The sequence below is a fragment of the Moraxella tetraodonis genome (genome assembly GCF_022359095.1).
In the GTDB taxonomy this organism is placed as follows: domain Bacteria; phylum Pseudomonadota; class Gammaproteobacteria; order Pseudomonadales; family Moraxellaceae; genus Faucicola; species Faucicola tetraodonis.
The window spans coordinates 1,315,506-1,341,485 of record NZ_JACSYB010000001.1 but is presented as its reverse complement, the minus strand read 5'-3'; the positions used below and the strand labels follow the sequence as shown (position 1 = coordinate 1,341,485).

Genomic DNA, 25,980 nt, shown 5'->3' with positions numbered 1-25,980 from the left:
AACTATCTCTTAAGATTGGCAGATGAGGTGGGTAAAGCGGCTAACTCAGTGCTAGCAGCGGCACTCATATGATTTATTGTGTCAGTAATACCCAAATAGTATAGCTGTATTTGCTGATTGTCGCTAGAATCGCTGACCGTGCTAGCTGGCAAAACCGTAGAGGCGGTAGCTGCGGTATTGGTGGTAGAGCTAGTTAAAATTTCTGATAACCCGTTATCGAGCGTCAGACTATCCAAGATTTCCGTCTTTTTGCTTAACCCAGCTATTTGGCTCGTTATCGATTTGATAGGCAAGCTAATTTGGCAGTTGTAGTAATGCATCGTGGGTTGGATGGTGACCCCTAAACTTGTCAAATCATGGGTATCGGTAACTGGCAAACAGCTTGCTTTAGCCGCAAGTTTGACAGCATGATTGTTAAATTGTGAGTCGGTCAAAGTAGCCTCGGTCTCGGTATGTTGGTTTTGCAAAGCTGTACTTGCTGCGCCACTGGCAATTCTGGCAACCGTTGGGTTTTTATTAGCGACCACCGTGGTAACAGTGGCGGATAATAAGGGCTGATTCACACTATTTTTGTTTTCGTTTTTATTGTCGTTTTTAGTTTTAGCGGTGCTTGTTGGTTTGGATTTTTGCTCGAAGACACCGATAGACCCACCTTGCGGGCTGGCTATTATTACCTTCAAGATGGGATCATCGATGGGATTGCTACTATCGGTAACCGCTGCGACTTTGCTCAAGTCAATGGCATAGGAATCACCCAGTGCGTGCGCGGTCAGTGGGCGCGTTATAGCCGAGGTAGGCGTTGTGCTCGCCACCGATGCCGCAGTATTTACATTGTTGACAGTTTGCGTCGGCAGCAATCGATCTTTATTTATCCAGCCTAATATACCGGTGCCAATCAGCATCGCGGCGCCAGCCATCATAGCAGTATTACGCCGCTGTCTGGTTGAGTCACTGACGGACTGTGAAGGCGGCAAAACCTGTGACGTTGTGGCCGCTGGAGTTTCAGTTTCAGTTACAAAATTGGCAGATTGCGGATTTGGGTTAGGCGTTATGTTATTGATGTTACTGGAGGTTATGTCATTAAATGCTACGTCATCAGGCGTGCTAGTGACGCGGGTATTTTTATGATTGACAGCATTGTTATGCCAGACCGTGGGGTTGTTTGGTGCAGTCGCTATAGTGTCATTCTTTAGGGTTTCATTCGCTAGGGTTTTATTTTGCCCCTCAACCATCGGTTCAAGGTTTTGATAATGCTGTTGATGTTTTAATAACACCACCAAGGATTTATCATCACCGGTTAATCGATAGGTCGCAGGGTTGCCAAGCGCCTGTTCAATAATCGCGCTGCCCTGCTGTGAGCTTTGACTTTGGGTTAAATTAAATAGCAAGTTGCCAAAAAAAGGGCGGTAAATTTTGGGCGTAATACTTGCGCCTTCAAATACCAAGTCCGCACAGCCATCCGACATCAGTGCAAGGCAATCCACTTGCGATAAATCAATGGGCTCAACCCGTAAGAAGGATTGCCAATTGTCTTGGGTGATAAAATGCGTCTCATTGACGTATTCATTCTTGCTATCATCCCCGTACACTTGCAAATTGGTGAAATAATCAATGTGAGGATGGCGCACAACAAATTGGCTAGTGATAAGGGGGCTATCACCGATTTGCACCAATATGGCTTGATGATTTGAATGGATAAGTAGCCCAGTAAAGGTAGTGTGATAGTCTCTTAGGCTTGATTCAGCGGGCAGCTGTGACTGCAGGTCAAGGCGTATTTGTGATAATTGCTCGATAATTTGCTGTTTAAGTTGTCCTAAATCAAGCGCAATGCCGCTGACACTGCGACTAACACCGAGACTGAGCAGCATTTTTCCAATCGATTGACTAAAAAACGCTGCCCCCGCTTGGCTAAATTTTGCCGAGCCCGCCCCATCACATACCACAGCCGCTATACCGTGTTCGTTTTTTTGCAAATAGATACTGTCTTGATTGGGCAGGCTGCTGTCGATATGGGATTTACCAATACTGGATGCGCCATACACTTGCCAAGATGATTGGACTGATGATTGCAATGTTTGCGCGAACAAATCCGTGGTTTGGTTCATCATTATCCCCAATTTTTTTAGGTTTTTTATTAGTATTAGCGTTGAAGGTGATTGTCTTTACCATCAACTTTGAATGGTCGCCCACGGTGAGATGCTCCCTAATTGCACGGTTTCCCCAGGCGCAGATTGTGACACGGTCTTAAGACTCGCGGACAACCACACAAAAAATTCGACAAATTTAACGGAGTTGAGATGCACGGGCGGGGTTAAAATCGACAGTTGCTTGAGCATCTTAACTTCTTGCACGCCCGCATCAATGGCAATCGGATAAATAATACATTGATTATTTTGCTCGGCTTGGTGACATTGATTGATAGCCGCCTGCCACACATCTTGGCTGTCGGTGGGCAGACCATCCGTCATGGCAATAACCCAAGGACGGGTATAATTGATACCGTTATCGCGTAGATTGATACGCTCTTGCTCAATCAAATTGAGCGCAAGTAACATACCTTGTCCGAGCGGCGTCATGCCATTTTCACGAAATTTAATGGGGAAAAAATCAATCGCATCCGTCCAATCCATCATCAGCTCTGCAGTGTCATTGACCCCGCCCACGATGACAATGGCCAAACGCACACGGTTGCGGGCTGTTTCATCTTTCATCAAATCATGGTAAAACGCTTCAATCCCTTCATTGAGCATATCGATACGGCGTTTGTCGCCATTGCCTGAGCGTATCGCCATTGAGCCTGACAAATCCAACACCAAAACGCACAGGGTACGCTGGGCAACGTTATTGCCGTAGTCGATTTCTCGAAACTGGGGGGTGAGTGCTTGCGAGATGGATGGTGGCGTAGACTCAGCTGGGTTTTGAAAATTGGGCATGGGGTTGTGGGCGACCATAAAAGATATCCTATTTTTATTAAAATTATTGTAATCGGTATCTCAGCAAAAGCCGATACGAAAAGCAAGGTTTTTTGTGGGGATTTAATTAACAACAGTCAAAAATATTTCTACAACCTTACCAGAAGGGCTTACTCCCCCGCCCCATTAATCATAAGTCATACACCATCACTTATAAATCATAAGTTATAAAAAACCCCTAACAGGCGGTTAAGGGTTTTGATGATTTAAGCTATCTTAGTTTTTTAACAGGCTTATTTAATAAGCCCATGTAATACGCTTAGTCTTTTAACACTTCTGCCATGGCATTGGCTACATAGTCGATATTGCTAGCGTTTAGACCGGCAACCGAGATACGGCCATTAGCGACCATATAGATACCAAAATCTTTGATAATGCGCGCTACTTGTTCAGGGGTGAGACCGGTATAGCTAAACATACCGTTTTGCTTGGTGATATATTCAAAACTGCGACCCGGTAATTTGGCTTCTAAACTGTCACGCAGTTTTTGGCGCATATCTTTGATACGATCGCGCATCACATACACTTCTTGTACCCATTCATTGAATAACGCTTCGTCATTCATCACGATATCAACCACGTGACCGCCATGCGAAGGTGGGCTTGAGTAAATGCGGCGGATATTGAACTGCAATTGACCTTGTACCGCTTTGGCTTGTGCTTCGTCTTTACACACCACCGATAAACCGCCAACGCGTTCGCCATACAGTGATAGATTTTTTGAGAATGAGTTACTGACAAAGAATAACAAGCCCATGTCCACTGCTTTGCGAATCGCATAGACATCTGCATCCATGTCTTCACCAAAGCCTTGATAGGCAATATCCATAAAGGCAAGCAAGTTTTTCGCTTTGACCACTTCAAGGACTTGATCCCATTGCGCTTGGGTCAAGTCAACGCCCGTTGGGTTGTGACAACAAGGATGCAGCAACACCACATCATGCGCTTGCAAGGTGTTTAAAAAAGCAATCAGTTCATCAAATTTGATGCCATTGGTCGCTGCATCATAGTAGGGATATTTGCCCACTGCAAAACCAGACCCTTCAAAGATACCAATATGGTTCGCCCATGTTGGGTCAGACACATAGCATTTGGCTTGTGGAAACCAAGCATGAATAAAATCAGCCCCGACTTTGAGCGCGCCTGAACCACCGATGGTCGCTGTGGTTGCTACACGCTGGTCTTTTAATACTTGTGCGTCTTTACCAAACAATAGGTTTTGGCAAGCAGCACGATAACCTGGCAGACCATCCATTGGCAGATAGGGACGTGGTTTTGGTGGATTAGCGATTTGTGCTTCAGCTTTTTGCACACAGTTGAGGACGGGTAATTTACCGTCATTATCAAAATAGACACCCACACCCAAATTAACTTTGTCGGCACGTGGGTCTTGTTTATGCTTGTCCATCAGCCCCAAAATCGGGTCACCCGCATACGGTTCTACATGTGAAAACATGAATAGCTCCTACATTTAATTGATAAGTTTGACTGCTAAAAAATTTACGCTAACGTGGCATTGCCCAAATATTCAATGTCAACGGATAAGGATAAACCTTGTAACCCAATAAAACAACCGTCACGCCTATTTTTTTGCTTGTCTAAGCGCTTTACCTGACAAAGTTTTAAGCCTATCAAAGTGTCCTGTTCAATGGGTTAATTGACCCATGCAGTTACATTTTTTCACAGCAGTTATCGCATAAATTGCAAATTTTGCGTGTTATTTACATTTATAACTTATATTTCTATCAACAATATGCGCATAATAATTTCATCAATTCGGTGTATATTTTTGACCCCTATTTATTCTTCACCACTGTGTATTTTTGAGGAAACACAACATGATGATGACCGCTATAAAAAAATCTCAAATCGTTGCCGCGACAGTTGCGGTGATTGCCATGAGTGCCGTGGCAACGCCCAGTCATGCGCGCACCGTTAAAGCCGCCGCCAAAAAAACTACAACAGTAACCACGACCCGCATCGCACCAAAAACCACAACGATTGTCAATCAACATATCGATGGCACTAGCGATACCGTGATGGTTCGCCCCAATGGATTTACCATCGTTGACGGTATGCCATTTTACCCGACGCAAATTGTCACCACGCCGACTTATCGCACTGTCTCTACCTCTACGCCTGTCGTCACTACCACAGCCCCTCTGTTAACAACAGCGCCCAGTACCACTGTAGTATCAACATCGAATGTCAATACCACCGCCCCAGTGACGGTACAAACGGGCTCAGGCGCGACAGTAACCGTGTCAAAACCTTCCACCGTTGTTTCTACTACCACGACAACTCCCGTATTGCTACCGGCATCAACGCCTGCGGTAGCGACAATGACCACCGTGCCTGTCACGACCGCACCGGCTATTATCGTTAACCCGTAATTCGTAATTCGTAATTCGTAGACACTAATTAGTTAATCTACCCAAAGCAAGACGTCACATGTTGTCGTCTTGCTTTTTTTTAACCGTATTTTTAGCGGCTGATAAGGTAAAATACTCATCTTAAGTTTAATTTTGCAACCTATTTTTTATGTTTTTATCCGCTGATATATAAGATATGCAAGGTTTACGCGATGAATTATGAAAGATTGCAAGACAAATTATCCATCTTAGCCGATGCTGCCAAATATGATGTTTCCTGTTCATCAAGTGGCAGCAAACGTGACAATCATAACAAAGGACTCGGCACGGCCAACTCGGGTATTTGTCATAGTTATACCGAAGATGGTCGCTGTGTTTCCTTATTAAAAATATTATTTACCAATCATTGTATCTACGATTGCGCGTATTGCACCTCAAGGCGCAGTCACGATACGCCGCGCGCAGCATTTACTGTCGAAGAAGTGGTTGATTTGACCATGCAGTTTTATCGGCGCAACTATATTGAAGGTTTGTTTTTAAGCTCAGGGATTTTTAAATCACCCGACTATACCATGGAGCGATTGGTTCGTGTCGCTAAAACCTTGCGCCTTGCGCACAAATTCAATGGCTATATTCATCTAAAAACCATTCCCGGTGCGTCTGCTGAGTTGATGCAGGAAGCAGGGTTGTATGCCGATCGCTTAAGCGTCAATATGGAAATCCCCACCAAATCAGGCTTGGCATTGCTCGCCCCTGAAAAAAACCATGACGATATGAAAGCGCCAATGAAAGTGGTGCAAGAACAAATCGTGGTGTTTAAAGACAGTAAAAAACAACACAAACATACCCCAAAATTTACCCCAGCGGGTCAAAGTACCCAGCTGATTGTGGGCGCAGCGCAAGAGACCGACTTACAAATCATCCGTTTATCGAGCCATTTTTATCAAGAATACGACCTAAAACGGGTGTACTATTCAGGGTATGTACCTATGCTCAGTGACAATCGCTTGCCCGCCATGGGTACTCCTGTGCCGATGGTGCGAGAAAATCGCTTGTACCAAGCGGATTGGCTCATGCGTTTTTATGGATTTGAAGCAGAAGAAATTCTACCCGATGACCATCCGTTCTTGGATTTGGACTGTGACCCCAAATTGGCTTGGGCGATTCGTAATAAGTCACATTTCCCCGTCAATATTCAGACCGAGCCTTACAAAATGATTGTGCGTATTCCTGGTATTGGCACCCGAACTGCCAAAAAAATTGTTCAGGCACGAAAATTTTCGACGTTGACGCTCGAACATCTCAAGCAAATGGGCGCTGCCGTAAACCGTGCCAAATACTTTATCGCACTCAAAGGTCGCAATGAGCATTTAAGTCATTTAACGCAGGATAACTTTCGCGATTATGTGCTGGCGCAGACCCAAACCAAATTCAAAGCCGAGCGGCATGGTCAATTGGTGTTGTTTTAGCATTATTGTTTTAAAATTAATTTTTTAAAATCAATCTTTTAAAATTAAGGTTTTAAAGTCCACTGTGCAAAAGGTCAATCATTTATGGATTTAATGACGGCTGAGCCCCCTATTTTAATCTTTGATGGCAGCTTTGAAGGGTGGCTCACGTGTGTGTTTACCATCTATGAGAACGGTTGGCAGCACACACCGATTGTGACCATTCAAGCCGAGCATGAAGTAGTGCCCAATTTTTGGCAAGACACTGTCACCGTCGCGACCGATGAATCCAAAACCTTACGGGTGAGTGATAAATTAGCGTGCGTCTTTGGCAAAAACGGTATGCGACAACTGCTGTGGGGTTTTTTATCAGAATCGCCTACAGTTTATAGTCATCTGTTTGGGGTGGTACGGTTTCAATTGTCCAATCCCAACCTTGATGTGTGGGAGAATTATACCCATGCGGATGTGATGGCAGTGAGCAAGCTTATCAAAATGGTCGGGCGTGAGCGCCACCGTATGCAGGCGTTTGTGCGATTTGAAGAAATGCAAATGCCAGACACCGACAAACCGGTATATTTTGCGCGCGTTGAGCCTGATTTTAATGTATTACCCATTTTGCATCAGCATTTTAAAGCACGCTATGCCGATCAGACTTGGGCGATTTATGATGTCAAACGCGGGTTTGGTATTTATTACGCTCACGATGGTCCCAGCGAACAAGTCCATATCATCTGTGATGTAGATGATGAAGCGCTACTGCATCCGCAGCAGTTTTATAGCGAGGCAGAACGACAATACCAAACGCTTTGGCAAAAATATTTTACCCACGTGACCATCAAAGAGCGGTTAAATCGCAAGCTGCATATTCAGTATTTACCAAAACGCTATTGGAAATATTTGACGGAAAAAATGGGTTAATAGCGGGGCGTACCCTAATTGCCCGCTAACACGCCTCAATAACGCCTCAGTCATTTAATCAAAGTCGTATAACGGTAAAAAGTTATGGCTTTGTTAGGGCTTTAGGGTGTCGAGTAATTTTTGCATGTCTTCGGGCAGGCGTGCTTGCACTTTAATAGGCTCGCCTGTTTTTGGGTGGATAAAGCCAAGCTCATAAGCATGTAGTGCCTGACGCTGGAACTGTTGCACGATGTGTTTTTGGTCGTCATGCAAAGTTTTTAACAATATCGCATTTTTACGAGCTGCACCATAGAGCGGATCTCCGAGCAACGGAAAACCCAAGTTTGATAAGTGTACACGGATTTGGTGGGTACGCCCTGTTTCAAGACGGACGCTGACCAATGAGACAGCGTCGCTTATCGCTGTGATTTTCTCAAGATGAGTAACAGCAGGTTTGCCACTACCCACCACCGCCATTTTGGTGCGCTGGGTCGGATGGCGACCAATGGGGGCATCAATGGTGCGATGGCGGGCAAGCTCAGCGGCGGACGCTAACACAATTGCTTGGTAAAGCCGGTACACGGATTTGTCTTTAAGCTGATTAATTAGATGCAGCTGGCTTTGACTGTCTTTAGCAATCACCATTAAACCCGATGTTTCTTTATCGATGCGATGTACCAGTCCTGCTCTAGGTAGCGTGCGGCTATCAGGATAATGAAAAAGTAGCGCGTTGACTAGCGTACCTGACCCATTGCCTGCACCAGGATGGACGACCAAGCCTACGGGCTTATTGATGACCAGCACCGCCTCATCTTCATACAAGATATCAAGTGGGATATTCTCGGGCAAATCTTGCTGCTGAGCGGTCAAACTCGCTTTAAGCACCAACATATCATTGGGCTTAAGACGATATTTGGGTTTTTGCGCTGCGCCGTTCACGGTTAGTTCGCCTGATTCAAGCCAATTTTTGATTTGCTCACGCGAATAATCGCTAAACACCAAGGCAGCAATTTTATCAATGCGCTCCCCTATTTGCTCAGAGTTGACTGTATAATTTTGGATAATTTGATGACTGCCAGCGTCGTGGGTCTGCAGGTTTTGAGTACTTGGGTGTGGTTGTGACAGGTTTTCCCATTCTTCTTCGAGTTGATTGGTATTGTTTTGAGTCATAGATTCGTTCATAGATTCAATGTTTGATTCGATTGGATTTAAGTTGATCGGATGTGAGGCGATTGGCGTGGTCATAAACAGTTCAGACTTAGGGTATAGGGATTTTCAAAATTAATATGTGCGGATAGGTCACAAAGTATAACGTTTCGTGATAGACTTAGTGAAATTTTTAATACAATATTTTGCATTCAGTTTTGAACAATAAGTATTATGATGGGCAAATATTTTTGCAATAGATTTGAGGTTCGTATGCATCATCTTTCCAAAGTTGTGGGTCTCACCGCAATTACTCTGGCTTTGACCACTTTATCGGGCTGTCAAACGCTAAAAAATTCAAAATTGTTTGGTGGCAAAGACGAAGTCGTCGCGACCAAAGCTGAAAAAAGCGAACAAGGCTACTACCAAGCAGCGACTGACAACATCAAAAAAGGCAACCTTGCTAAAGCAATTAGCCAGTTGAACGATTTACGGACTTTCTATCCTGTGGGTGATTACAGCGAGCAAGCGTTACTTGACTTGATGTATGCGCAGTACCAACATGGTGACTATTTGGATGCGATTGCCAGTGCTGATCGTTTTATCCAGTCTTACCCATCCAACCCGCAAGTTGACTACGCTTACTATGTTCGCGGCATCTCAAATATGCAGGCAGCATCAGGCGGCGTGATGAAGTACACCAAACTTAATCCTGCACACCGTGATATGGGCTATTCGCGCATCGCGTTTAATAACTTTCAGCAACTGATTAATCGCTTCCCCAATAGTGCGTATGCTCCAGATGCTGCGCTACGTATGCGTTATATTTATAACCAATTGTCAGAAAGTGAGATGGATGTAGCGCGCTGGTATATTAAACGCAAAGCCTATGTGGCAGCTGCCAACCGTGCTAAATGGGTATTTCAGTACTACCCACAAAGCGAGGCGATTCCAGAGTCTATTGCTACCATCGCCTATAGCTATGACAAACTGGGAATGACCGATACCGCCAATCAATATAAACAACTGCTTCGTATCAACTATCCTGGTCTGATTGATGCGCGTGGCAGCGTCAAGCTTGATAATACCCGTACCGGTTCAAACTGGTTAAATAAAGCCACATTGGGCGTGCTGGGTCAAAGCTCACAAAATGCTGCTGTTCAAGGGCTAGCCCAGCAGTCTGGTCAATACTCAGGCAACACCAAGCCGCAAGTGATTCAGACTTCAATTCAGCAAGCTGCGGCAATGCGCCTGCCAAGTCCAGCAACCACGGCAAATGATGAAACACCAACCAGACCACGTGAGACCACAATTGGCTTGGGTCTGCCACCTGACAATACCAGTCAAGTCAAATAATCTATAAACCCTGTTAACATTAGCTAGGTTTATCCTAGCTATTTTTTTTCAATCAGCTAATTTTTAACTGGAAATGCGCTTTTTACCATGAGTAACAATGCCATCATTGATCAAATCATTGCCAATGCTGATATCGTCAAGATTATTGGCAAGCATGTGGAGCTCAAACGTTCGGGCAATGAATTCAAAGGCTGTTGCCCTTTTCATGGCGAAAAAACGCCCTCATTTTTTGTCAATCCGCAAAAAGGGCTATATAACTGTTTTGGCTGTGGTGTCGCAGGCAATGCGCTCACCTTTTTGAAAGAGTACGAAAACCTCACCGCGGGTGAAGCGCTCAAAGAACTGTCCCGTCAAACGGGGATTGAGCTGCCCAAAGAACCTGTCAACAAATCACATACCTATAAAAAAACACCCGTTCAAACCAAACCTGCTGTATCGCAAGCAAGGGCATCCTCTCATCAAAATCTGGCTCAAAGTCCTGCTCAAGCCCTCTCTGACTCAGATGTTGCCGAGCGTCCGTCTATTGACGATGCAGAGGCTTTGTGGATAGACGCTTTTGATGATTTTCAAACGTCTAATGACTTAGATGTGAGCTTTATCCCTTTTGCTGATTATGATGATGCAAGCGTTGGCGGGTTTTCACCCTTTGATGGCATGGGTAATAGCAGTCCGCAGGATAGTTCATCAAGTTTATACGACTTACTGACCCAAATCTGCCAGTTTTATCAACATCAATTACAGCAAAATAGCTTTGCTCAACATTATTTGCTCAAACGTGGTCTGACGCCGCACACTATCGAAGAATTTGCCTTGGGTTTTGCCCCAAACGGTTGGCAACATCTTGAAGAAGCCTTCCCCCAAGACATCGAAGGGTTGAAAATCTTGGGATTGGTACGCACTTCGCAAAATGGGCGTGATTTTGATTTGCTGCGCAATCGGGTGATTTTCCCCATCCGCGACCAACAAGGACGCGTGATTGGCTTTGCCGGTCGTACCATGTCTGATGATGAGCAGCCCAAGTATATCAACTCTTCAGATTCACCGGTATTTCATAAACAAGCCGTGTTGTATGGTCTTTTTGAAGGGCGTAAGGCTAAAGCCAAAGACTGGCTGGTGGTTGAAGGTTATATGGATGTCATAAGCCTTCATCAAGCGGGCGTGTATGGTGCAGTTGCCTCCATGGGAACAGCACTGGCGCAATCACAAATCGAAAGATTACTGCAATTTAATCCCATACTTACTTTAAGTTTTGATGGCGATAGTGCAGGACAAAAAGCCGCCTGGCGTGCCATGGAAGTGGGGTTGCCTGCGCTCACTGATGGCAAGGAATTACACTTTTTGACACTGCCAGATAATCATGATCCTGATAGTTATGTCAAAGCGCATGGTTTGTTAGCGATGCAGCAACAAATCGCCCAAGCCGTTCCCCTATCAGCGTATTTGTATTCAAGTCTGACGCGTCAATATCCTACCAATACCCCTGAAAATCGCAGCAAAATTTTGCAGCAGCTCTCTGCGCTGACCCAAAAACTGCCAAAAGGCAGTTATGGCTGGTTGCTGCGTGAAGACATCAAAAACAAAATGGGATTGGGGCGAAAAAACCAAGCACGGCAAGCGCAAGATGCCCTGCTCAATTTTGATAGCGAATTGACGGTACAACTGCATCTGCAGCTGTGTTTTTTGTTTCAACCAGAGCTGTTAGGCAGTCTGGAAAATAACCGCATTAGCCAATCTGTCATCCGCGATATTTATCAGCGCAGCGAAGCGGCTAACGTTTTTAAACCGAAACACCCATCTACCAAACCGACAGCCCCGATTCGATTAGATGAAAATTCAACTGGCGGCACTGATGTTATCGCTGGTGTTATCGCGGATGTCATCACGGATGCGATGAATGCGCCCTGCAAAAACTATGATGAAAGCTGCTGCCTAACTTGGCAAGCCATTGCCGATGAAGAATTATTGAAGTTGATTACTTGGATTCAAACCATTCAGTCAAGATTGCAGGGGTTTGATGAACCAAAATGGTCAACTTACGATCGAATCAATGCCAAAGCGCATTTTATACTGGCGGGCTTGACATCAGATCAGCAAAACAAACTTATTAAGCATTGGGCGCGGTTTTTTAAAGAGCTCAGTCAGCGCAATATTGATGATATCTCAGACCTGGTGACAGAGTTGGTGGTTCAGCTGATGTTAGAAAGCCTACAGCGCGAACAAAAAACCCTAAAAGCAGACTTAAAGGCGCTGAGCCTATGTATCAAACACCACCAAGCGATTTTAACTTGGCTTAGAACATGGCTACAGCGTAAAGAGGATTAATTCATCGCGTGTTTATGCCATTTTAATCCGCGCATCATGAAACATATCCATCTCAGGGGCGAGTACTTTCATAAAACGGTCAAAATATAACAGTTGTTTGGTGAGTAGCGCAAAATCTCTTGGGAAGTGAATACCATGGCGTTTACCGACTTCCACCATTTCAAGCAACATTTGGTTGATTTCATCAGTATGATCTTTTAAGCGGTTTGGCATGGTTTGGTCAATGGTTTTTCCCATAAACAAACTATCATCTGCCAAGATTTTTTTCATCACTGATTCAAGATCTTGGGCAAGGACATCGACATTGACTTGCTCTCGCACATGGGTCATATCCATTTCAACCATATAATGCGCCATGCCGCGATAGTCTTCTTTAGCAAAACTATCCATCATCCCCATACTGGCCTGCCAGGCTTTGGGTTCAAGTTTACCTACAATCCCAAAATCAATAAAGCCAATACGACCATCGGTCAACAACATCAAATTGCCTGCATGCAAATCGGCATGAAAACTATTGCACAGCATCAAGCTAGAAAACCACGTATTTAAAGTATCTGTCATCACCTGTGCGGGGTATTTGCAGTATTGACGCATGGCAGCATCATCAATCATCGACACCCCAAAGAACCGTGTCATGACAAGTACTTTTTTGGTACTGATATCATGATAGACATCGGGTGCGACTACTTTCTGATTGTCGGTTTTTTTCAAAAAATCTTGGAAATCATCAATGTTTTTGGCTTCTTGTAAGAAGTCCGTTTCTGCTGCCATACGCAAACGGATTTCATCAATAATGGGTGAAATACTGGCAAATTTTAGCGATGGTGCAATACTGTCAATCAGTTTAGTTACCCCAACCATCATGCCTAAATCGGTTTGAATGATGGTATCTACTTCAGGTTTTTGCACTTTTAACACCACATTATCGCCATTTTTTAAAATAGCACTGTGAACTTGGGCGATGGATGCAGACGCTAACGGCTTGACCTCAATACTTTGAAAAATATCTTCCAATGTCTGCCCGTCTTTTTCCAGTTCCTCTCTTAAGACGCCTTCAATATAACTGTAAGGCATGGGTGTGGTTTGATCCAGACAGCCTTGAAATACTGTCACATATTCTCGGGGAAAGATGGACGGGGTACTGGCAATAAACTGACCGATTTTGATATAGGTAGTACCCAACTCTTCAAAGCTTTGGCGCAGCAGCGTTGGGGTTATTTTTTCACCTTGGGCGATACGCAGCCCTGTTTTGCCAGCCACGGTTGCTGTTTTCCCGACCCGCTGAATGATATTTAAGGATTTTTTTAAAAAGTGATTTTTTTGCATGATTGACTCTAGTTTAAATTACGTCTGTGATAGCCGATGGTTGGCTACAAATCTCGCAGTTAGCATCTTTACGATAGTGAAGTTTTTTAAGATTCATGGTTTTGCCGTTCCATAGCAATAACGTTTGCGCTATAGGATTGATGCCCAGTCCCAAAAAACTTAAAGCCGCTTGGGCTTGAAGGTTGCCGATGATTTGGGTGGTACTGGCAAGCACACCGCTAGTAGCACACGTTTGCTCATCATCCCCTGCCCCTTGAAATAAGCAATGATAGCAACCTTGCTGCGGCGCAAATAATGCCAGTTGCCCGGTTTGCGCAATGGCTGAGGCTGATAATAATGACAAATTTGACTTGACAGCGATGGTATTAATGAGGTCTCGTGTTTTGAAGTTATCTGTGCAATCGCATATTAATTTGCTTAGGCTATTTATTTTCGCTTGTTCAACCATTTGTTGATAATTATCTGCTGTTAAACGTGCTTGTATGGCGATAACCTCACAAAATGCATTGATTTCATGTAATTTAGCTTTGGCTACCAGCGCTTTAGATTGACCGATATCGTTAGGGGTAAACAACGACTGCCGCTGCAGATTGCTCTCATCAATCGTATCATCGTCAATAATCAGTAGTTTGCCAATGCCAGCACGGCACAAGGTCTCTGCAAGTGGGCAACCCAGCCCGCCCATGCCAATAATAATTGCACAGCTATTTTTTAGCCGCGTTTGTGCTTCTATATCCCATCCTTCTAGCAATATTTGGCGGGCATAGCGTAGCATTTCTGCATCGGTTAATTCTGTTTGTTTTGACATAGTAGTTAAATTACACATATTTGCTTAGGCTATTTTAGCCCATTAATTTAGTACACTAATTTAGTACACCCAGCGTTACTCGTTCATTGTCCCCATAGTCTTTGACGCTGATTACATCGCCAAAGCCATTTGACAAAAACACACCCCTAACCTGTTTACCCTGATCATACCCATGTTCAATCGCTAATAACCCATGAGGCTGTAAAAATTGTGGCGCAGTTTTGACAATATGACAGATGTCCGCCATGCCCTTATTATCCGCGATTAACGCGCTAATGGGTTCATCGGTTAAGCCTGCCAAGTGGGGATCGTTGGGATCGATATAAGGTGGATTAGATACGATGATATCAAATTTGTTGTTTTCATCTGCATTGGTTGTCACCAAGGGTTCATACCAACTGCCTTCAAAAAACGTGATATTATTAACCCCTAGTCTTTTAGCATTTTTTGCTGCTACCTTTAGCGCCTCAGGCGACTTATCCACTGCGCTAACGGATGAATTTTTAAATTCGTCTGCCAGCGTGATGGCAATACAACCTGACCCAGTGCCTAAATCTAAAATATTCATTGGTTTGCTTAGGCTATTTTTATAATGATTAAGCACCGCCTCTATCAACCGCTCGGTATCAGGACGCGGTATTAAAGTATGCTCATTGACTAAAAACTCATGCTGCCAAAAACTTTGTTTGCCTAAAACATAAGCGAATGGTTTACCGGCTATCAACTCCTCTAGCGCAGCAAAATATTGAGTGGCTATCTCTGCAGCTACCATTTCGCCATCATGGGTAATAAGATAAGTTTGCCCTACATGAAGATACTCACCCAGCAACTGTTTGCGGATGTGTTTTTCAACCGTGCTTGGCACAGCCAACAACGATTGAATAGTGTAAGATGACATTGGGTTATTCATGGGTGATGTTATCGCCTCTTGTCGCGTCTTGGCTCATCACATGCTTATCTACCATATAAATCAACAACAGCACAGGAATCCCAATCAATGCGGTAAAGGTGAAAAAAGCAGGATACCCCATGGTCTCTACCATCGCACCTGAGTAGCCACCTAAAATTTTTGGTGTTAACGTCATCAATGAACTAAGCAGTGCATACTGTACCATGCTAAAGCGAATATTGGTCAATACCGATAAAAAGGCGACGAAGATGGCACTTGCTAGACCTGATGCGAGATTATCAAACATCACCGCTGAGTACATATAAAAAAAATCATGTCCTTTGCCTGCCAAAATCACAAACAATAAATTACTGGCTGACGCTAAAATAGCACCAATCAACATAGCATTCATGATTTTAAAACGCTCAGCAAGCAAACCGCCTAGAATACCACCTACAATTGACATCCCCATCCCAAAGGTTTTGACCGCCAAGGCGATATCGGTTTTGCTAAAGCCTAAATTGACGTAAAACAAGTTTGACGTCGTACCTGCCACAATATCTGAAATACGGTACAAGCCTATCAATAAAATCAGCCATACGGCTTTTTTACCATAACGAATGAAAAAGTCTTGAATCGGCGCGACCCACATGTCAACCGCGACTTGTTTTTTGATGATTTTGGCTTTTAATAACATTAACGCGGTACCAATGGCGATAACAACAGCGCCAATAAATTTAATACTCTCATAAACAAAGCCTAAAAATTTTGACTCAGTCTCTGGAAGCACATGACCGATGACAATAAAACTGGCAATCAGCGCAATCACTGAAATTAAAAATAGTAAAAACAGTTGAAAATAATCCGTCATCGGGCGTTCATGCTGCACCCGGGTGACGGTGGGTTCTTTAATCAACAGGGTGGTGACAACCCCTATGAGCATCAAAGAGGCCATAATATAATAGGTTTGTTGCCAAGCAGCGTAGTTGTAAGTGGCTTTGGTCGAGCCAAAATATTCTGCCAAGAACAGCGCCCCTGCCCCTGCAACAATCAGACCGATTCGGTAGCCTGCCATAAACATACCAGAGAGTACGGGCTGCATAGATTTTTCAGCAATTTCAATGCGATAGGCATCAATCACGATGTCTTGTGTCGCCGCTGAAAAACCTAACAACACGGCAAAAAATGCCATATAATCGAGTACAACATCACTGGTGGGATTAAAACTACCAAGCATGAAAATTGCAAAGGCGACCACGATTTGTGCCACAACTAACCAACTACGGCGTTGGCCTAGCATTTTGGTTAACAATGGAATCGGCACGGCATTGACGAGGGGCGACCAAACAAACTTAAACGAGTACCCGAGCATCGCCCAACTAAACATGGTGATAATTTTGATATCAAACCCTGCTTCTTTGAGCCAAATTGATAAACTAGAAAATATCAATAGATAAGGTAGCCCTGAAGAAAAACCCAATAGCAACATCACCCAAGCGCGCTTGTCCATATAGGCTTTGATGGCTTCGCCCCAAGACTTTTTTGTGCCTGCTGAGCTTTCGCTTGGTAGCGCCGCTTGGTCGTTTGCCACAGGTTGTTTTGATATTTCCATGTTACCTCTCACTCATCACGCACGATTTACCACAAAACTTCATTAAAATCTTGCTATTGTAGCGGTTTTCTAGGTCTAGACAAACTAAAATTATTATGGCTGTCTGAAACGTCGATATCTGAAACAAGGCGGGACTGCAACTGAATCAATAACCGAGTCAATGTCTACAGACTTGTCATATTTCAATTTTTTAAATTTTAAGTCTATTAAATAAGCCTGACTTAAGCAGCTAGGTTTTGAACCTGCTATTTTATGGTAATATGCTATACTTGACACCCTGCGGTGACTTTCAACCTTTTTGTCAGTTGTTTAGCTGTTGACGGCTTTGAGGCGAATTATGCAATACCCGATTGCTATCTATCAGCAAAATAATGCCTATCATGTCACGGTACCTGATATTAAAAGCATATCTGTAGTCGATAGTAGCATGGCAGGCGCGGTGTCTAACACAGATATGGCGGTAATGCCTAGTTTTGTTAAGATTTAACTTCAATCAAGCGCTTATAGCGAGCATTTTATTTCGTTTTTTATTCGTTTTTTTATTAAGGTCATTTTATGGCAATCAATGTTGTCATCAATCAACGTTATTTACAAATTCAACTCAAACAGCTTGAAACCGTTTGGCAGACTGTGATTAATAATTACAATCTGAGCCAAGCCGCCAAAGTATTACATACCAGTCAATCCAGTCTTAGTAAGCATATTGCCGCGCTCGAAAGTCAGCTTCGGGCGGAAGTTTTTGTGCGTCAGGGTAAGCGATTGGTGGGTCTCTCCCCTATCGGTGAGCTGCTACTACCACATATTGAAAAAATCTTTGTAGAAGTAAGGTCGATTGAAAATTTAACTTTAGATTTTCAAAATCCCCATCAGGGTGAGTTGTCAATTGCTACGACGCATACCCAAGCACGTTATGTGTTGCCTTGGGTGGTACAGCGCTTTAAACAACAATTCCCCAATGTCCATCTGATTTTACATCAAGCTGACCCTGAGTCGATTGCCAATATGGTGGCACAAGGTCAAGCCGATATTGGCATCGCAACTGAATCGCTGCTTGCGCACGATAATCTACACTGTATTCGCTATTATGATTGGTATCATCATGTGATTGTGCCCGTGGGACATGAGCTTGAGAATCGCACTGAGATTGATATCCAAACCTTAGCGAATTATCCGATTATCACTTATCACGGTGGTTTTACGGGTCGTGGTGCGATTGATAGAGCCTTTAGTGCGGCAGAACTGACACCTAATATTGTACTTACTGCTTTGGATGCCGATGTGATTAGTACCTATGTCGGTATTGGTATGGGCGTGGGCACAATTGCTGAAATGGCATTTGAAGGTCAGAATTATCGCAATCTTGTCAAAATTCCAACGAAAATTTTTGGAAAACATGTGACGTGGATAGCCACCCGTGTCGATGGCGATATCCGTAATTTTGGCAAAGCTTTCATTGATATTTGTCAGCAACAATTTGGGTGATTGATTTTTTTGGATTCGCCATTATAAAGGGACTACTATTCTTTTTATGATGACTATAATGATGACCAAACAAATCCCTATTTCATTTTTAGACCTTGTTCCTGTACCTGAAGGGAGTGACGCTAAAAACGCGCTTAAGCAAGCGGTGACTGTTGCCCAAACTGCCGAACAAGTAGGTTTTAACCGCTATTGGCTGGCTGAGCACCATAACATGCGCGGCATTGCCAGTACTGCAACCAGTGTGTTGCTAGCTCACATTGGCGCTCACACCTCAACGATTCGAATTGGCTCGGGTGGTATCATGTTGCCTAACCATGCGCCGTTAGTGGTCGCAGAACAGTTTGGTACGTTAGCCACTTTGTATGGCGAACGTATCGATCTTGGCGTCGGCCGTGCCCCTGGTACGGATGGAGCAACCTTCCGTGCCTTGCGCCGCACTATGAATGATGCCGAAAACTTCCCGCAAGATGTGCAAGAACTGATGCATTATTTTGACCCGCTCGATGGTCAGACAGTGACTGCCATGCCGGCTAATGGCTTAAATGTGCCTGTCTGGATTTTAGGGTCGTCTTTATTTGGTGCCAGTCTCGCTGCTGCATTAGGCTTGCCTTATGTGTTTGCGTCGCATTTTGCGCCGCAGATGTTATCGCAAGCGGTGACATTGTACCGTGAGAATTTCAAGCCCTCTAGCCATTTGCAACAACCTTATGTGATGGTAGCAAGTAACTTGCTATTGGCCGAAACCGACGAGGAAGCCGCTTACCAATTCACCTCAGCGCAGCAAAGTTTTGTCAATTTGCGCCGTGGTAAACCCTCACAAATGCCAAAACCGATTGAGAATATTGATGCTTTTTGGACATCTGCAGAAAAATACATGGTTGAATCGTCGTTGGCAATTTCGTTTGTCGGCACACCTGACAGTGTCAAACCAAAACTTGACCATTTTCTTGAAACTATCCGTCCTGATGAATTGATTGTCACGTGTAATATTTATGACCAACAAGCCCGCCTTAACTCCTTATCTTTGGTGAAAGCGCTTGATTCATTTAGCTTAAACAGCTAATCAACATCACAAAAGCAAAAACCACAAAAAAGCCCAAGATTAACTTGGGCTTTTTTATTATTTCAATAACTCTGATAACGCCAACTCATTGAGCCGATCCAAATCCTCTTGCGTGTCTACACCGGGCGGCAACAATTCTGAAGCGATATCAATGGCTATACGCATGCCTTGCTCCAAAATACGCAATTGTTCCAATGATTCAAGCTGCTCAAGCTCGCCTTGCTGCCAGACACTAAATTGCTGTAACAAACTGACCCGATAAGCATAGATGCCTAGATGTCGGTAAGCGTTTTTTGGCGCGCTATTTTCGCCACTGATTGGCTGGTCGATCAACAATGCTGTATGACGATCGCAAGGAATCGGTGCTCGGCTAAAATACAAGGCCTCTTGGTGGGCATTTTTGACGACTTTGACCACCGATGGGCGTAAAAACTCTTCAACGCTTTGGATGGGTTCAGCCAAAGTCGCCATTACGCAATCTTTTTTTTGTAGCAGTAGCTCAGTCACTTGTTTGATGAGTCCTGCAGGCACGAGTGGTTCATCGCCTTGCATATTAATCACGATGTCCTCAGTTGACCACTGCTGAAGTCTAGCTACTTCAGCAAGCCTATCAGTGCCAGACGCATGATTGGGGTCAGTCATGATGACACTTGCCCCATAGTCTTGACACAGTTTAGCGATGCTATCATCATCTGTTGCCACAAAAACATCATCGGCAATTCCCGCCGATTTCACCGCATTGGCACGATCAATCACCCATAGAATCATCGGCTTGCCATGAATTTCTAACAGCGGTTTGTTGGGCAGTCGGGTACTTTTTAGACGGGCTGGTATGACCAAATGTTTTAACATATTGTATTTCCTACAAGTTTTTTAATTGTCAGCATTGTCAGTAAGGGTAACCAATTCACCGATTTGTCGGTCGATTAACGCATATAAGGCGGGTGATAATTCAGCTTCTACCGGTAACACCCATATGGTTGTTGCAATGTCATTTTTCTCATGACCTTGAGCGAACAAAACACGCAATTTGACCGCATCTTTATCGGTGACGATAATCGGTAACTTTGGCAAGTTGGCAAAATCTTGCAAACTATAAGTGTGATGGTCATTCAATGGCATCGGTATGATGTCAAATCCTAATTGGCTTAGGCTATTAAAAAAACGCTGCGGCAATCCAATCCCCGTCATGGCAATCACTTGTTGGGCAGGTAAACTATCTTGCGCAGGCGTTTTAAATAAAGGTGTTTTAAATAAAGGTTCTAGCGGTTTTTGTAGCAAACGCATACGAATATCGGGTGATATGCTATGACTATTTTTGCTTAGGCTATTTGAAAAATGGGTTAAAGCCTGAGTATCCTGCCAATCACTTTGGTGAAATATGACGGTGGTATTGGGCTGATACAGGCGTTTAATCGGTTCGCGCAGAAAGCCTGTGGGCAATAGCTGGCGGTTACCAAAGCCGCGATCGGCATCGACGACAATCCAGTTTTCATCCCTATCCAAGGCAAAATGTTGCAGTCCATCATCCGCCAAAATAAGTTGAATGCTTGGGAACTGCTTAAGCAATAACTCAATTGCTTGACCCCGGCTTGGACAGACTGCCATTGGCACGCCTGTACGCTGCACAATCAGACATGGCTCATCACCAACCTCACTGGGTTTTGAATTTGCTGTCACGATACAAGGCATGAGTTTGGGTTGTCCGCCATAGCCACGACTGATGACGCCGACCGTCAGCCCTTTTTGCTGCAGGTAGGTTACCACCGCAATGATTAGCGGTGTCTTACCGCTACCGCCAACCGTGATATTGCCCACTACAATGACGGGCACGTTGGGATAATAAACTGGTTTTAGCCCTAATCGATAAATAGTTTTATTGAGCCAAAAAACCAATCCATACAACCAAGACACGGGCAATAACAACCATAGCCAGAGGGATTTGTTGCGCCACGCCTGTAGTAGAGTTTGTTGCATTAGCTTGACAATATATCCTCTTCAAAATGACGCTCATACAACTTGGCATACGTACCTTGCGCCGCTAGCAAACTGTCGTGGGTACCGACTTCAATAATTTCACCTTTATCCATGACCACGATTTTATCGGCATTTTGGATAGTGGTTAATCGGTGCGCGATAACGATGGTGGTTCTGCCATGCATGACGCGCTCCAGCGCTTTTTGGATATAAAATTCCGATTCGTTATCTAGCGCGCTTGTGGCTTCATCCAAAATCAAGATAGGCGCATCCTTTAGCAGGGCACGTGCAATGGATAAGCGTTGACGTTGTCCGCCAGATAACTGCAGACCCTGTGAGCCTATCTTTGATTGGTATCCCTGCGGCAACTGCATGATAAAATCGTGCGCAAAGGCTGATTTTGCAGCATCAATCACTTGCTCCGAGGTTCGGTTAGATAATTCTCCATAGGCGATATTGTTATAGATAGAGGTATCAAACAGTACCACTTGTTGGTTGACACTGGCAATCTGACTACGCAGTGAATGTAATGTCAAATCTTCGATAGCGACATCGTCAAGATAAATATTGCCCTTTGTGGGTTCTAGCGCGCGCATCAGACAGTTGACTAGCGTGGTTTTACCTGCGCCACTTCTACCGATTAACGCCACGGTTTCGCCGGGATTGACCACCAAATTTACGTTGTTGAGCGCTTGTTTGCCATCCTCAAAAGTGACGCTTAGGTCGTTAAGTACTATTTTACCACTCAGAGTTTTTTCAACCTTGCCTGTGTCTTTTTCTTCGGCTTCATCGAGCATCTCAAATATAGAATCCGCCGCCGCCAAACCCTTTTGCAAGCCTTGGTTGATATCGGTCAACGAGCGCACGGGTTTGCTCAGTAGCCCTGCCGCACTGATATAAGCGATAAACTCGCCTGCGGTGGTATCACCTAATACGTTCGGTCTTAATGCAATCCATACCACCACAGCCATCGCGCACGCCATCAATAATTGAATTAATGGGGTATTGATGCTATTGGTCACCACCACCTTTAGGCCTTGTTTAAGATTGGTTAAAGAAGCGTTGTTAAACCGCGTCAGCTCATTTTGCTGACCGCCATAATTTTTGACCACTTGGTAGCCTGTGATGACTTCATTGGTAATATGACTGACCTCGCCCATGGATTTTTGAATACCGCGCGACAGCTTGCGAAAGCGTTTACTGGCTTTACCGACTAACAATAAAATCGGCGGCAATACCACAAACAACGACAGGCTTAATTTCCAATTACTGTAAAGCAAAAACGCCAACAACCCAATCACGGTCAGACCATCGCGTAACAAGGTTTTGAGCGTATCAGTACCCGCCGCAGTCACTTGCTCGACATCAAAGATTAATTTTGCAGAAATCTGACCGGCATTGTGGCTCAAATAAAATTGGCTGGGTAATCTGAGCAATTTTGAAAACACTTGCATACGCAGCTGATAGACGACATTGCGTGAAATCACTGCGCTAAAGTAATTACCCAAAAATGAGCTAAGTCCTCGCAGTACAAACAACAATACGATTAAGGCTGGAAAAAGATTGATATGCGCTTGATCACGTTCATTAATCGCATCAATAATGAATTTGACTAGCTTGGCAATGCCTACTTCGGTGCCTGCATTTAAGGTAAAGCCAATGACGACTAGCGTCATCGCCCACCAATATGGCTTGAGATAACCTAGCAATCTTCGATAGGTCTGCCAACGTGGGTGAGCATTGGAAGGTTTTGAAACAGTCATGGCATCTCAATATATAAAAGAACGACTTAACAGCTATTGTATCAGTAAATTGAAAAATAAAAATTATTTGGTATGAGGGACTGGGGCAATATTACTATCGAGCGAAGTGGCAGGTATCACAGTACTGATATTTAAATTCATAAAGCCCATTTTACCTGCTATATCCATCACTTTAACCACCGATTGGTGACTGGTCTCGGCATCCGCAGAGATAACAAATAGCTGCTTTCGGTCTTCACCTGCTTCTTGGCGAATCATCGCCGTCAATTCAGCTTCGCCATTGCCAGATAAAGCAATACCATTGACCAAATAGCTACCATCTTTTTGCACCGCGATTTCAATGCGTTTGCTTTTCTCGGTAATCGGCACGCCCTCTGCTTGCGGCAAAATGATATTGAGTTTACTAAAATGGTTGAAAGTGGTCGAGAGCAGTAAAAAAACAATCAAAAACAGCAAGCAATCAATCATCGGGGTAAGATTGATTTCTAAAGGTTCGACCGTGGGTTTACGAAATCGCATGGTTTGACTCTTTTACGCAGCTATACGCCATTAACGAGGCGTGATTAGACCATTGTCCAGTAGTTCTTGCATCATCAAACCCGCTTCTTGTTCAAACGCAGCATTGATATCAATAATACGGCGCTGAAAAATACGGTACGCCATTACCGCAGGTATCGCAACCAGCATGCCACCTGCTGTGGTAATCAGCGCTTGCGATACGCCAGCTGCCAGCATGGTCGGATCTTGCATTGCGCCTTCGGTAATGGCTAAGAAGGATGAAATAATCCCCAGTACCGTACCTAGAAGACCCAACAATGGGGCGATAGCACCGATGGTACCCAACATATTGATATGTTTTTCTAATTGGTGGATGGTGATACTGGCGCGGTTTTCCATATGCATGGTCATTGAATCAATCCCATGCTGGCGATTCATGAGTCCTGCAGCAAGGATATCACCCAAAGGCGAATTGAGTTTGACATTCTCAAGCGATTCACGATCAATATCGCCCTGCTCAATCAGCCGCTGCATCAATTGTTCACGCAGATGGGCGGGTGTCACTGTACTGACTTTAAGTTTTATCGCGCGCTCAATGATAATAATCAACATCAAAATCGAACATAGGACAATGGGCCACATCAACCAACCGCCTGCTTTAACTAATTCCCACATCCGTTATACTGCCTTTGCATGCCAATGACTAATCAATTGAGAAAACTAAATTTAATGCTCAAGTTGCGACTGGAACTGCACAATCAAAGCTTGTAATTCTTCTTCATTGTGAAAAAATATCTCAATACTCCCCTTACCTTTTGAGGAGCCTTTGATTTTTACCACGGCACCGAGTTGTTCAGAGAGGTGTTGGTTTAGTCGCAGCCTATCATAATCAATTTCTTGGCTTTGTGTCGGCGCTTTTGGATTTAAAATGTCTTTGACTAACGCTTCAGTCTCACGAACGGTCAATTGACCCTGTATAATTTTTTTGGCAATAACCGGCTGCTGTTTGGGTGACAGCGACAATAATGCTCTGGCATGTCCCATGTCCATTTGCCCTTCATTTAACGCTTGTTTGACATCGTCATGTAATTGGTTCAAACGCAGCAAATTAGAAACCGTTGTTCTCGCCTTACCCACCACATCAGCAATTTGCGAATGACTCATGCCAAATTCATCATGAAAACGCTGCAATGCAGCAGCCTGTTCCATGACGCTCAAATCTTCCCGTTGGATATTTTCAATCAAAGCCAAAGCGATTGCCAAGTCGTCTGACATTGGGCGCATGATGGCAGGTATATGGGTTAAACCTGCAATTTGCGCCGCACGCCAGCGACGTTCACCCGCGATAATTTCATGGGTAATCGAGGAATTGGGCAATACTTTGGTTAAAGGCCGAATCACAATGGGCTGCATCACGCCATGCTGCTTGATAGACGTTGCCAACTCTTGCAAGCCATCTTCGTCCAAATCAATGCGCGGCTGATACTTGCCACGCTGCAAATACGCGACGTTGATATGCATCAAATTTAACCCAGCCACATTACTATCATCATCGTTATTTATCGATGCGTTATGGGTAGTGGACTTTAGTGTTTTGGCGGGTTTTGCGGTGAGTGGTTTGGGGGTTACCGCAGCTGTAGGCGAATTTTTGGCTACGGCTATAGTGTCGCGAGCTTCGGCTGATTCGGCATCTGAGACATTTTGCCTATCATCGGTTGACTTGGCATGTAGTTTTTCAGCGCTTTTCGCGTCATCGACAGCGGCTGGAACACTCGCATCGATTAGATTACCGGTAATCAATTTTTCTGTTTTGATTGAGCCGAGTAACGCATCAAGTCCTCGATTTGATGCCAATCCACGCTTTTTAACCATGTCGAAATTCCCAGTGCCATTAAATAGTTAAAAATGACTGATAAAAAATTAAACCAATGCCGCCATTTTTGAACTGGCTATTTTAGCAGATTCGCTATTGCTTGAAAAATAGTTTCATTGCTTTTGCCAGTGCGCACTTGCCAACAAGTTAACAAAAAAAGTGCCCAAACAGCT

General features: G+C 44.2%; 22 protein-coding genes. 8 read left to right on the top strand and 14 right to left on the bottom strand.

Translation table 11 applies throughout. The features are described from left to right. Window positions 1-2 precede the first annotated feature (2 nt). From H9W84_RS05985 to H9W84_RS05975, 3 genes are all read right to left on the bottom strand, one after another. Window positions 3-2,105, bottom strand: coding sequence for a PP2C family serine/threonine-protein phosphatase (locus tag H9W84_RS05985; protein ID WP_239742346.1), 2,103 nt, complete (start codon window positions 2,103-2,105; stop codon window positions 3-5). 63 nt (window positions 2,106-2,168) lie between these two features. After that, on the bottom strand, window positions 2,169-2,951 hold the full coding sequence (locus H9W84_RS05980) for a vWA domain-containing protein (RefSeq protein WP_050325355.1): 783 nt from the start codon (window positions 2,949-2,951) through the stop codon (window positions 2,169-2,171). Between the two features lie 280 nt (window positions 2,952-3,231). Next, on the bottom strand, window positions 3,232-4,428 hold the full coding sequence (locus tag H9W84_RS05975) for an amino acid aminotransferase (RefSeq protein ID WP_239742344.1): 1,197 nt from the start codon (window positions 4,426-4,428) through the stop codon (window positions 3,232-3,234). 382 nt (window positions 4,429-4,810) lie between these two features. Between H9W84_RS05975 and H9W84_RS05970 the strand changes: the two genes are divergently transcribed. The 3 genes from H9W84_RS05970 to H9W84_RS05960 all read left to right on the top strand — a co-directional run bounded on the left by H9W84_RS05970 (window position 4,811) and on the right by H9W84_RS05960 (window position 7,713). Then, a complete protein-coding gene (locus H9W84_RS05970; protein ID WP_239742341.1) occupies window positions 4,811-5,365 on the top strand; it encodes a hypothetical protein in 555 nt (184 codons plus the stop codon). A 191-nt stretch (window positions 5,366-5,556) separates the two neighbouring features. Further along, window positions 5,557-6,813 carry a putative DNA modification/repair radical SAM protein gene (locus tag H9W84_RS05965; protein ID WP_239742339.1) on the top strand — a complete coding sequence of 419 codons (1,257 nt, stop codon included), beginning with the start codon at window positions 5,557-5,559 and terminating at the stop codon, window positions 6,811-6,813. A gap of 84 nt (window positions 6,814-6,897) precedes the next feature. After that, window positions 6,898-7,713, top strand: a complete 816-nt coding sequence (locus tag H9W84_RS05960; RefSeq protein WP_239742337.1) for a TIGR03915 family putative DNA repair protein — start codon at window positions 6,898-6,900, stop codon at window positions 7,711-7,713. A 93-nt stretch (window positions 7,714-7,806) separates the two neighbouring features. On the opposite strand, the gene H9W84_RS05955 is transcribed toward H9W84_RS05960, so the two are convergent. After that, entirely contained in the window at window positions 7,807-8,862 is a 1,056-nt protein-coding gene (locus tag H9W84_RS05955; RefSeq protein WP_239742335.1) for an RluA family pseudouridine synthase, read from the bottom strand. A 249-nt stretch (window positions 8,863-9,111) separates the two neighbouring features. Between H9W84_RS05955 and H9W84_RS05950 the strand changes: the two genes are divergently transcribed. Then, window positions 9,112-10,194: an outer membrane protein assembly factor BamD gene (locus H9W84_RS05950; RefSeq protein ID WP_239742333.1), complete on the top strand. Its 1,083-nt coding sequence runs from the start codon at window positions 9,112-9,114 to the stop codon at window positions 10,192-10,194. Window positions 10,195-10,281: 87 nt separating this feature from the next. Further along, window positions 10,282-12,516, top strand: a complete 2,235-nt coding sequence (locus H9W84_RS05945) for a DNA primase (RefSeq protein WP_239742331.1) — start codon at window positions 10,282-10,284, stop codon at window positions 12,514-12,516. Window positions 12,517-12,528: 12 nt separating this feature from the next. On the opposite strand, the gene H9W84_RS05940 is transcribed toward H9W84_RS05945, so the two are convergent. The 4 genes from H9W84_RS05940 to H9W84_RS05925 are packed head-to-tail and all read right to left on the bottom strand — an operon-like array spanning window position 12,529 to window position 17,151. Then, window positions 12,529-13,842, bottom strand: a complete 1,314-nt coding sequence (locus H9W84_RS05940) for an ABC1 kinase family protein (RefSeq protein ID WP_239742329.1) — start codon at window positions 13,840-13,842, stop codon at window positions 12,529-12,531. A gap of 13 nt (window positions 13,843-13,855) precedes the next feature. Beyond that, on the bottom strand, window positions 13,856-14,650 hold the full coding sequence (locus H9W84_RS05935; RefSeq protein ID WP_239742327.1) for a HesA/MoeB/ThiF family protein: 795 nt from the start codon (window positions 14,648-14,650) through the stop codon (window positions 13,856-13,858). 55 nt (window positions 14,651-14,705) lie between these two features. Continuing rightward, window positions 14,706-15,560, bottom strand: a complete 855-nt coding sequence (gene prmC / locus H9W84_RS05930; protein ID WP_239742324.1) for a peptide chain release factor N(5)-glutamine methyltransferase — start codon at window positions 15,558-15,560, stop codon at window positions 14,706-14,708. After that, entirely contained in the window at window positions 15,553-17,151 is a 1,599-nt protein-coding gene (locus H9W84_RS05925) for an AmpG family muropeptide MFS transporter (RefSeq protein ID WP_338106443.1), read from the bottom strand. The genes prmC and H9W84_RS05925 overlap by 8 nt, the downstream gene beginning before the upstream one ends. 337 nt (window positions 17,152-17,488) lie before the next feature. Here H9W84_RS05925 and H9W84_RS05920 point away from each other — a divergent pair, with 337 nt between their 5' ends. The 3 genes from H9W84_RS05920 to H9W84_RS05910 all read left to right on the top strand — a co-directional run bounded on the left by H9W84_RS05920 (window position 17,489) and on the right by H9W84_RS05910 (window position 19,696). After that, window positions 17,489-17,638: a hypothetical protein gene (locus tag H9W84_RS05920; RefSeq protein ID WP_239742322.1), complete on the top strand. Its 150-nt coding sequence runs from the start codon at window positions 17,489-17,491 to the stop codon at window positions 17,636-17,638. A 68-nt stretch (window positions 17,639-17,706) separates the two neighbouring features. Beyond that, on the top strand, window positions 17,707-18,633 hold the full coding sequence (locus H9W84_RS05915) for a LysR substrate-binding domain-containing protein (RefSeq protein ID WP_128677843.1): 927 nt from the start codon (window positions 17,707-17,709) through the stop codon (window positions 18,631-18,633). Window positions 18,634-18,694: 61 nt separating this feature from the next. After that, window positions 18,695-19,696, top strand: coding sequence for an LLM class flavin-dependent oxidoreductase (locus H9W84_RS05910; RefSeq protein WP_065253079.1), 1,002 nt, complete (start codon window positions 18,695-18,697; stop codon window positions 19,694-19,696). A gap of 57 nt (window positions 19,697-19,753) precedes the next feature. Here the strand turns inward: H9W84_RS05910 and kdsB are convergent, their stop codons facing one another. From kdsB to H9W84_RS05880, 6 genes are all read right to left on the bottom strand, one after another. Next, window positions 19,754-20,548 carry a 3-deoxy-manno-octulosonate cytidylyltransferase gene (kdsB, locus tag H9W84_RS05905; protein ID WP_239742318.1) on the bottom strand — a complete coding sequence of 265 codons (795 nt, stop codon included), beginning with the start codon at window positions 20,546-20,548 and terminating at the stop codon, window positions 19,754-19,756. A gap of 21 nt (window positions 20,549-20,569) precedes the next feature. Then, window positions 20,570-21,673, bottom strand: a complete 1,104-nt coding sequence (gene lpxK / locus H9W84_RS05900; RefSeq protein WP_239742316.1) for a tetraacyldisaccharide 4'-kinase — start codon at window positions 21,671-21,673, stop codon at window positions 20,570-20,572. Continuing rightward, the gene (msbA, locus tag H9W84_RS05895; protein ID WP_159676295.1) at window positions 21,673-23,436 is read right to left on the bottom strand and encodes a lipid A export permease/ATP-binding protein MsbA; all 1,764 of its coding nucleotides are present in this window, start codon (window positions 23,434-23,436) and stop codon (window positions 21,673-21,675) included. Before msbA ends, lpxK begins: the two co-directional genes overlap by 1 nt. A 63-nt stretch (window positions 23,437-23,499) precedes the next feature. Further along, window positions 23,500-23,955, bottom strand: a complete 456-nt coding sequence (locus tag H9W84_RS05890) for an ExbD/TolR family protein (RefSeq protein ID WP_239742313.1) — start codon at window positions 23,953-23,955, stop codon at window positions 23,500-23,502. Between the two features lie 30 nt (window positions 23,956-23,985). Continuing rightward, window positions 23,986-24,609, bottom strand: a complete 624-nt coding sequence (locus H9W84_RS05885) for a MotA/TolQ/ExbB proton channel family protein (RefSeq protein ID WP_036593908.1) — start codon at window positions 24,607-24,609, stop codon at window positions 23,986-23,988. Between the two features lie 51 nt (window positions 24,610-24,660). Continuing rightward, window positions 24,661-25,806 (bottom strand): ParB/RepB/Spo0J family partition protein, encoded by a 1,146-nt coding sequence (locus H9W84_RS05880; RefSeq protein WP_239742311.1) that lies wholly within the window; start codon window positions 25,804-25,806, stop codon window positions 24,661-24,663. Window positions 25,807-25,980 lie beyond the last annotated feature (174 nt).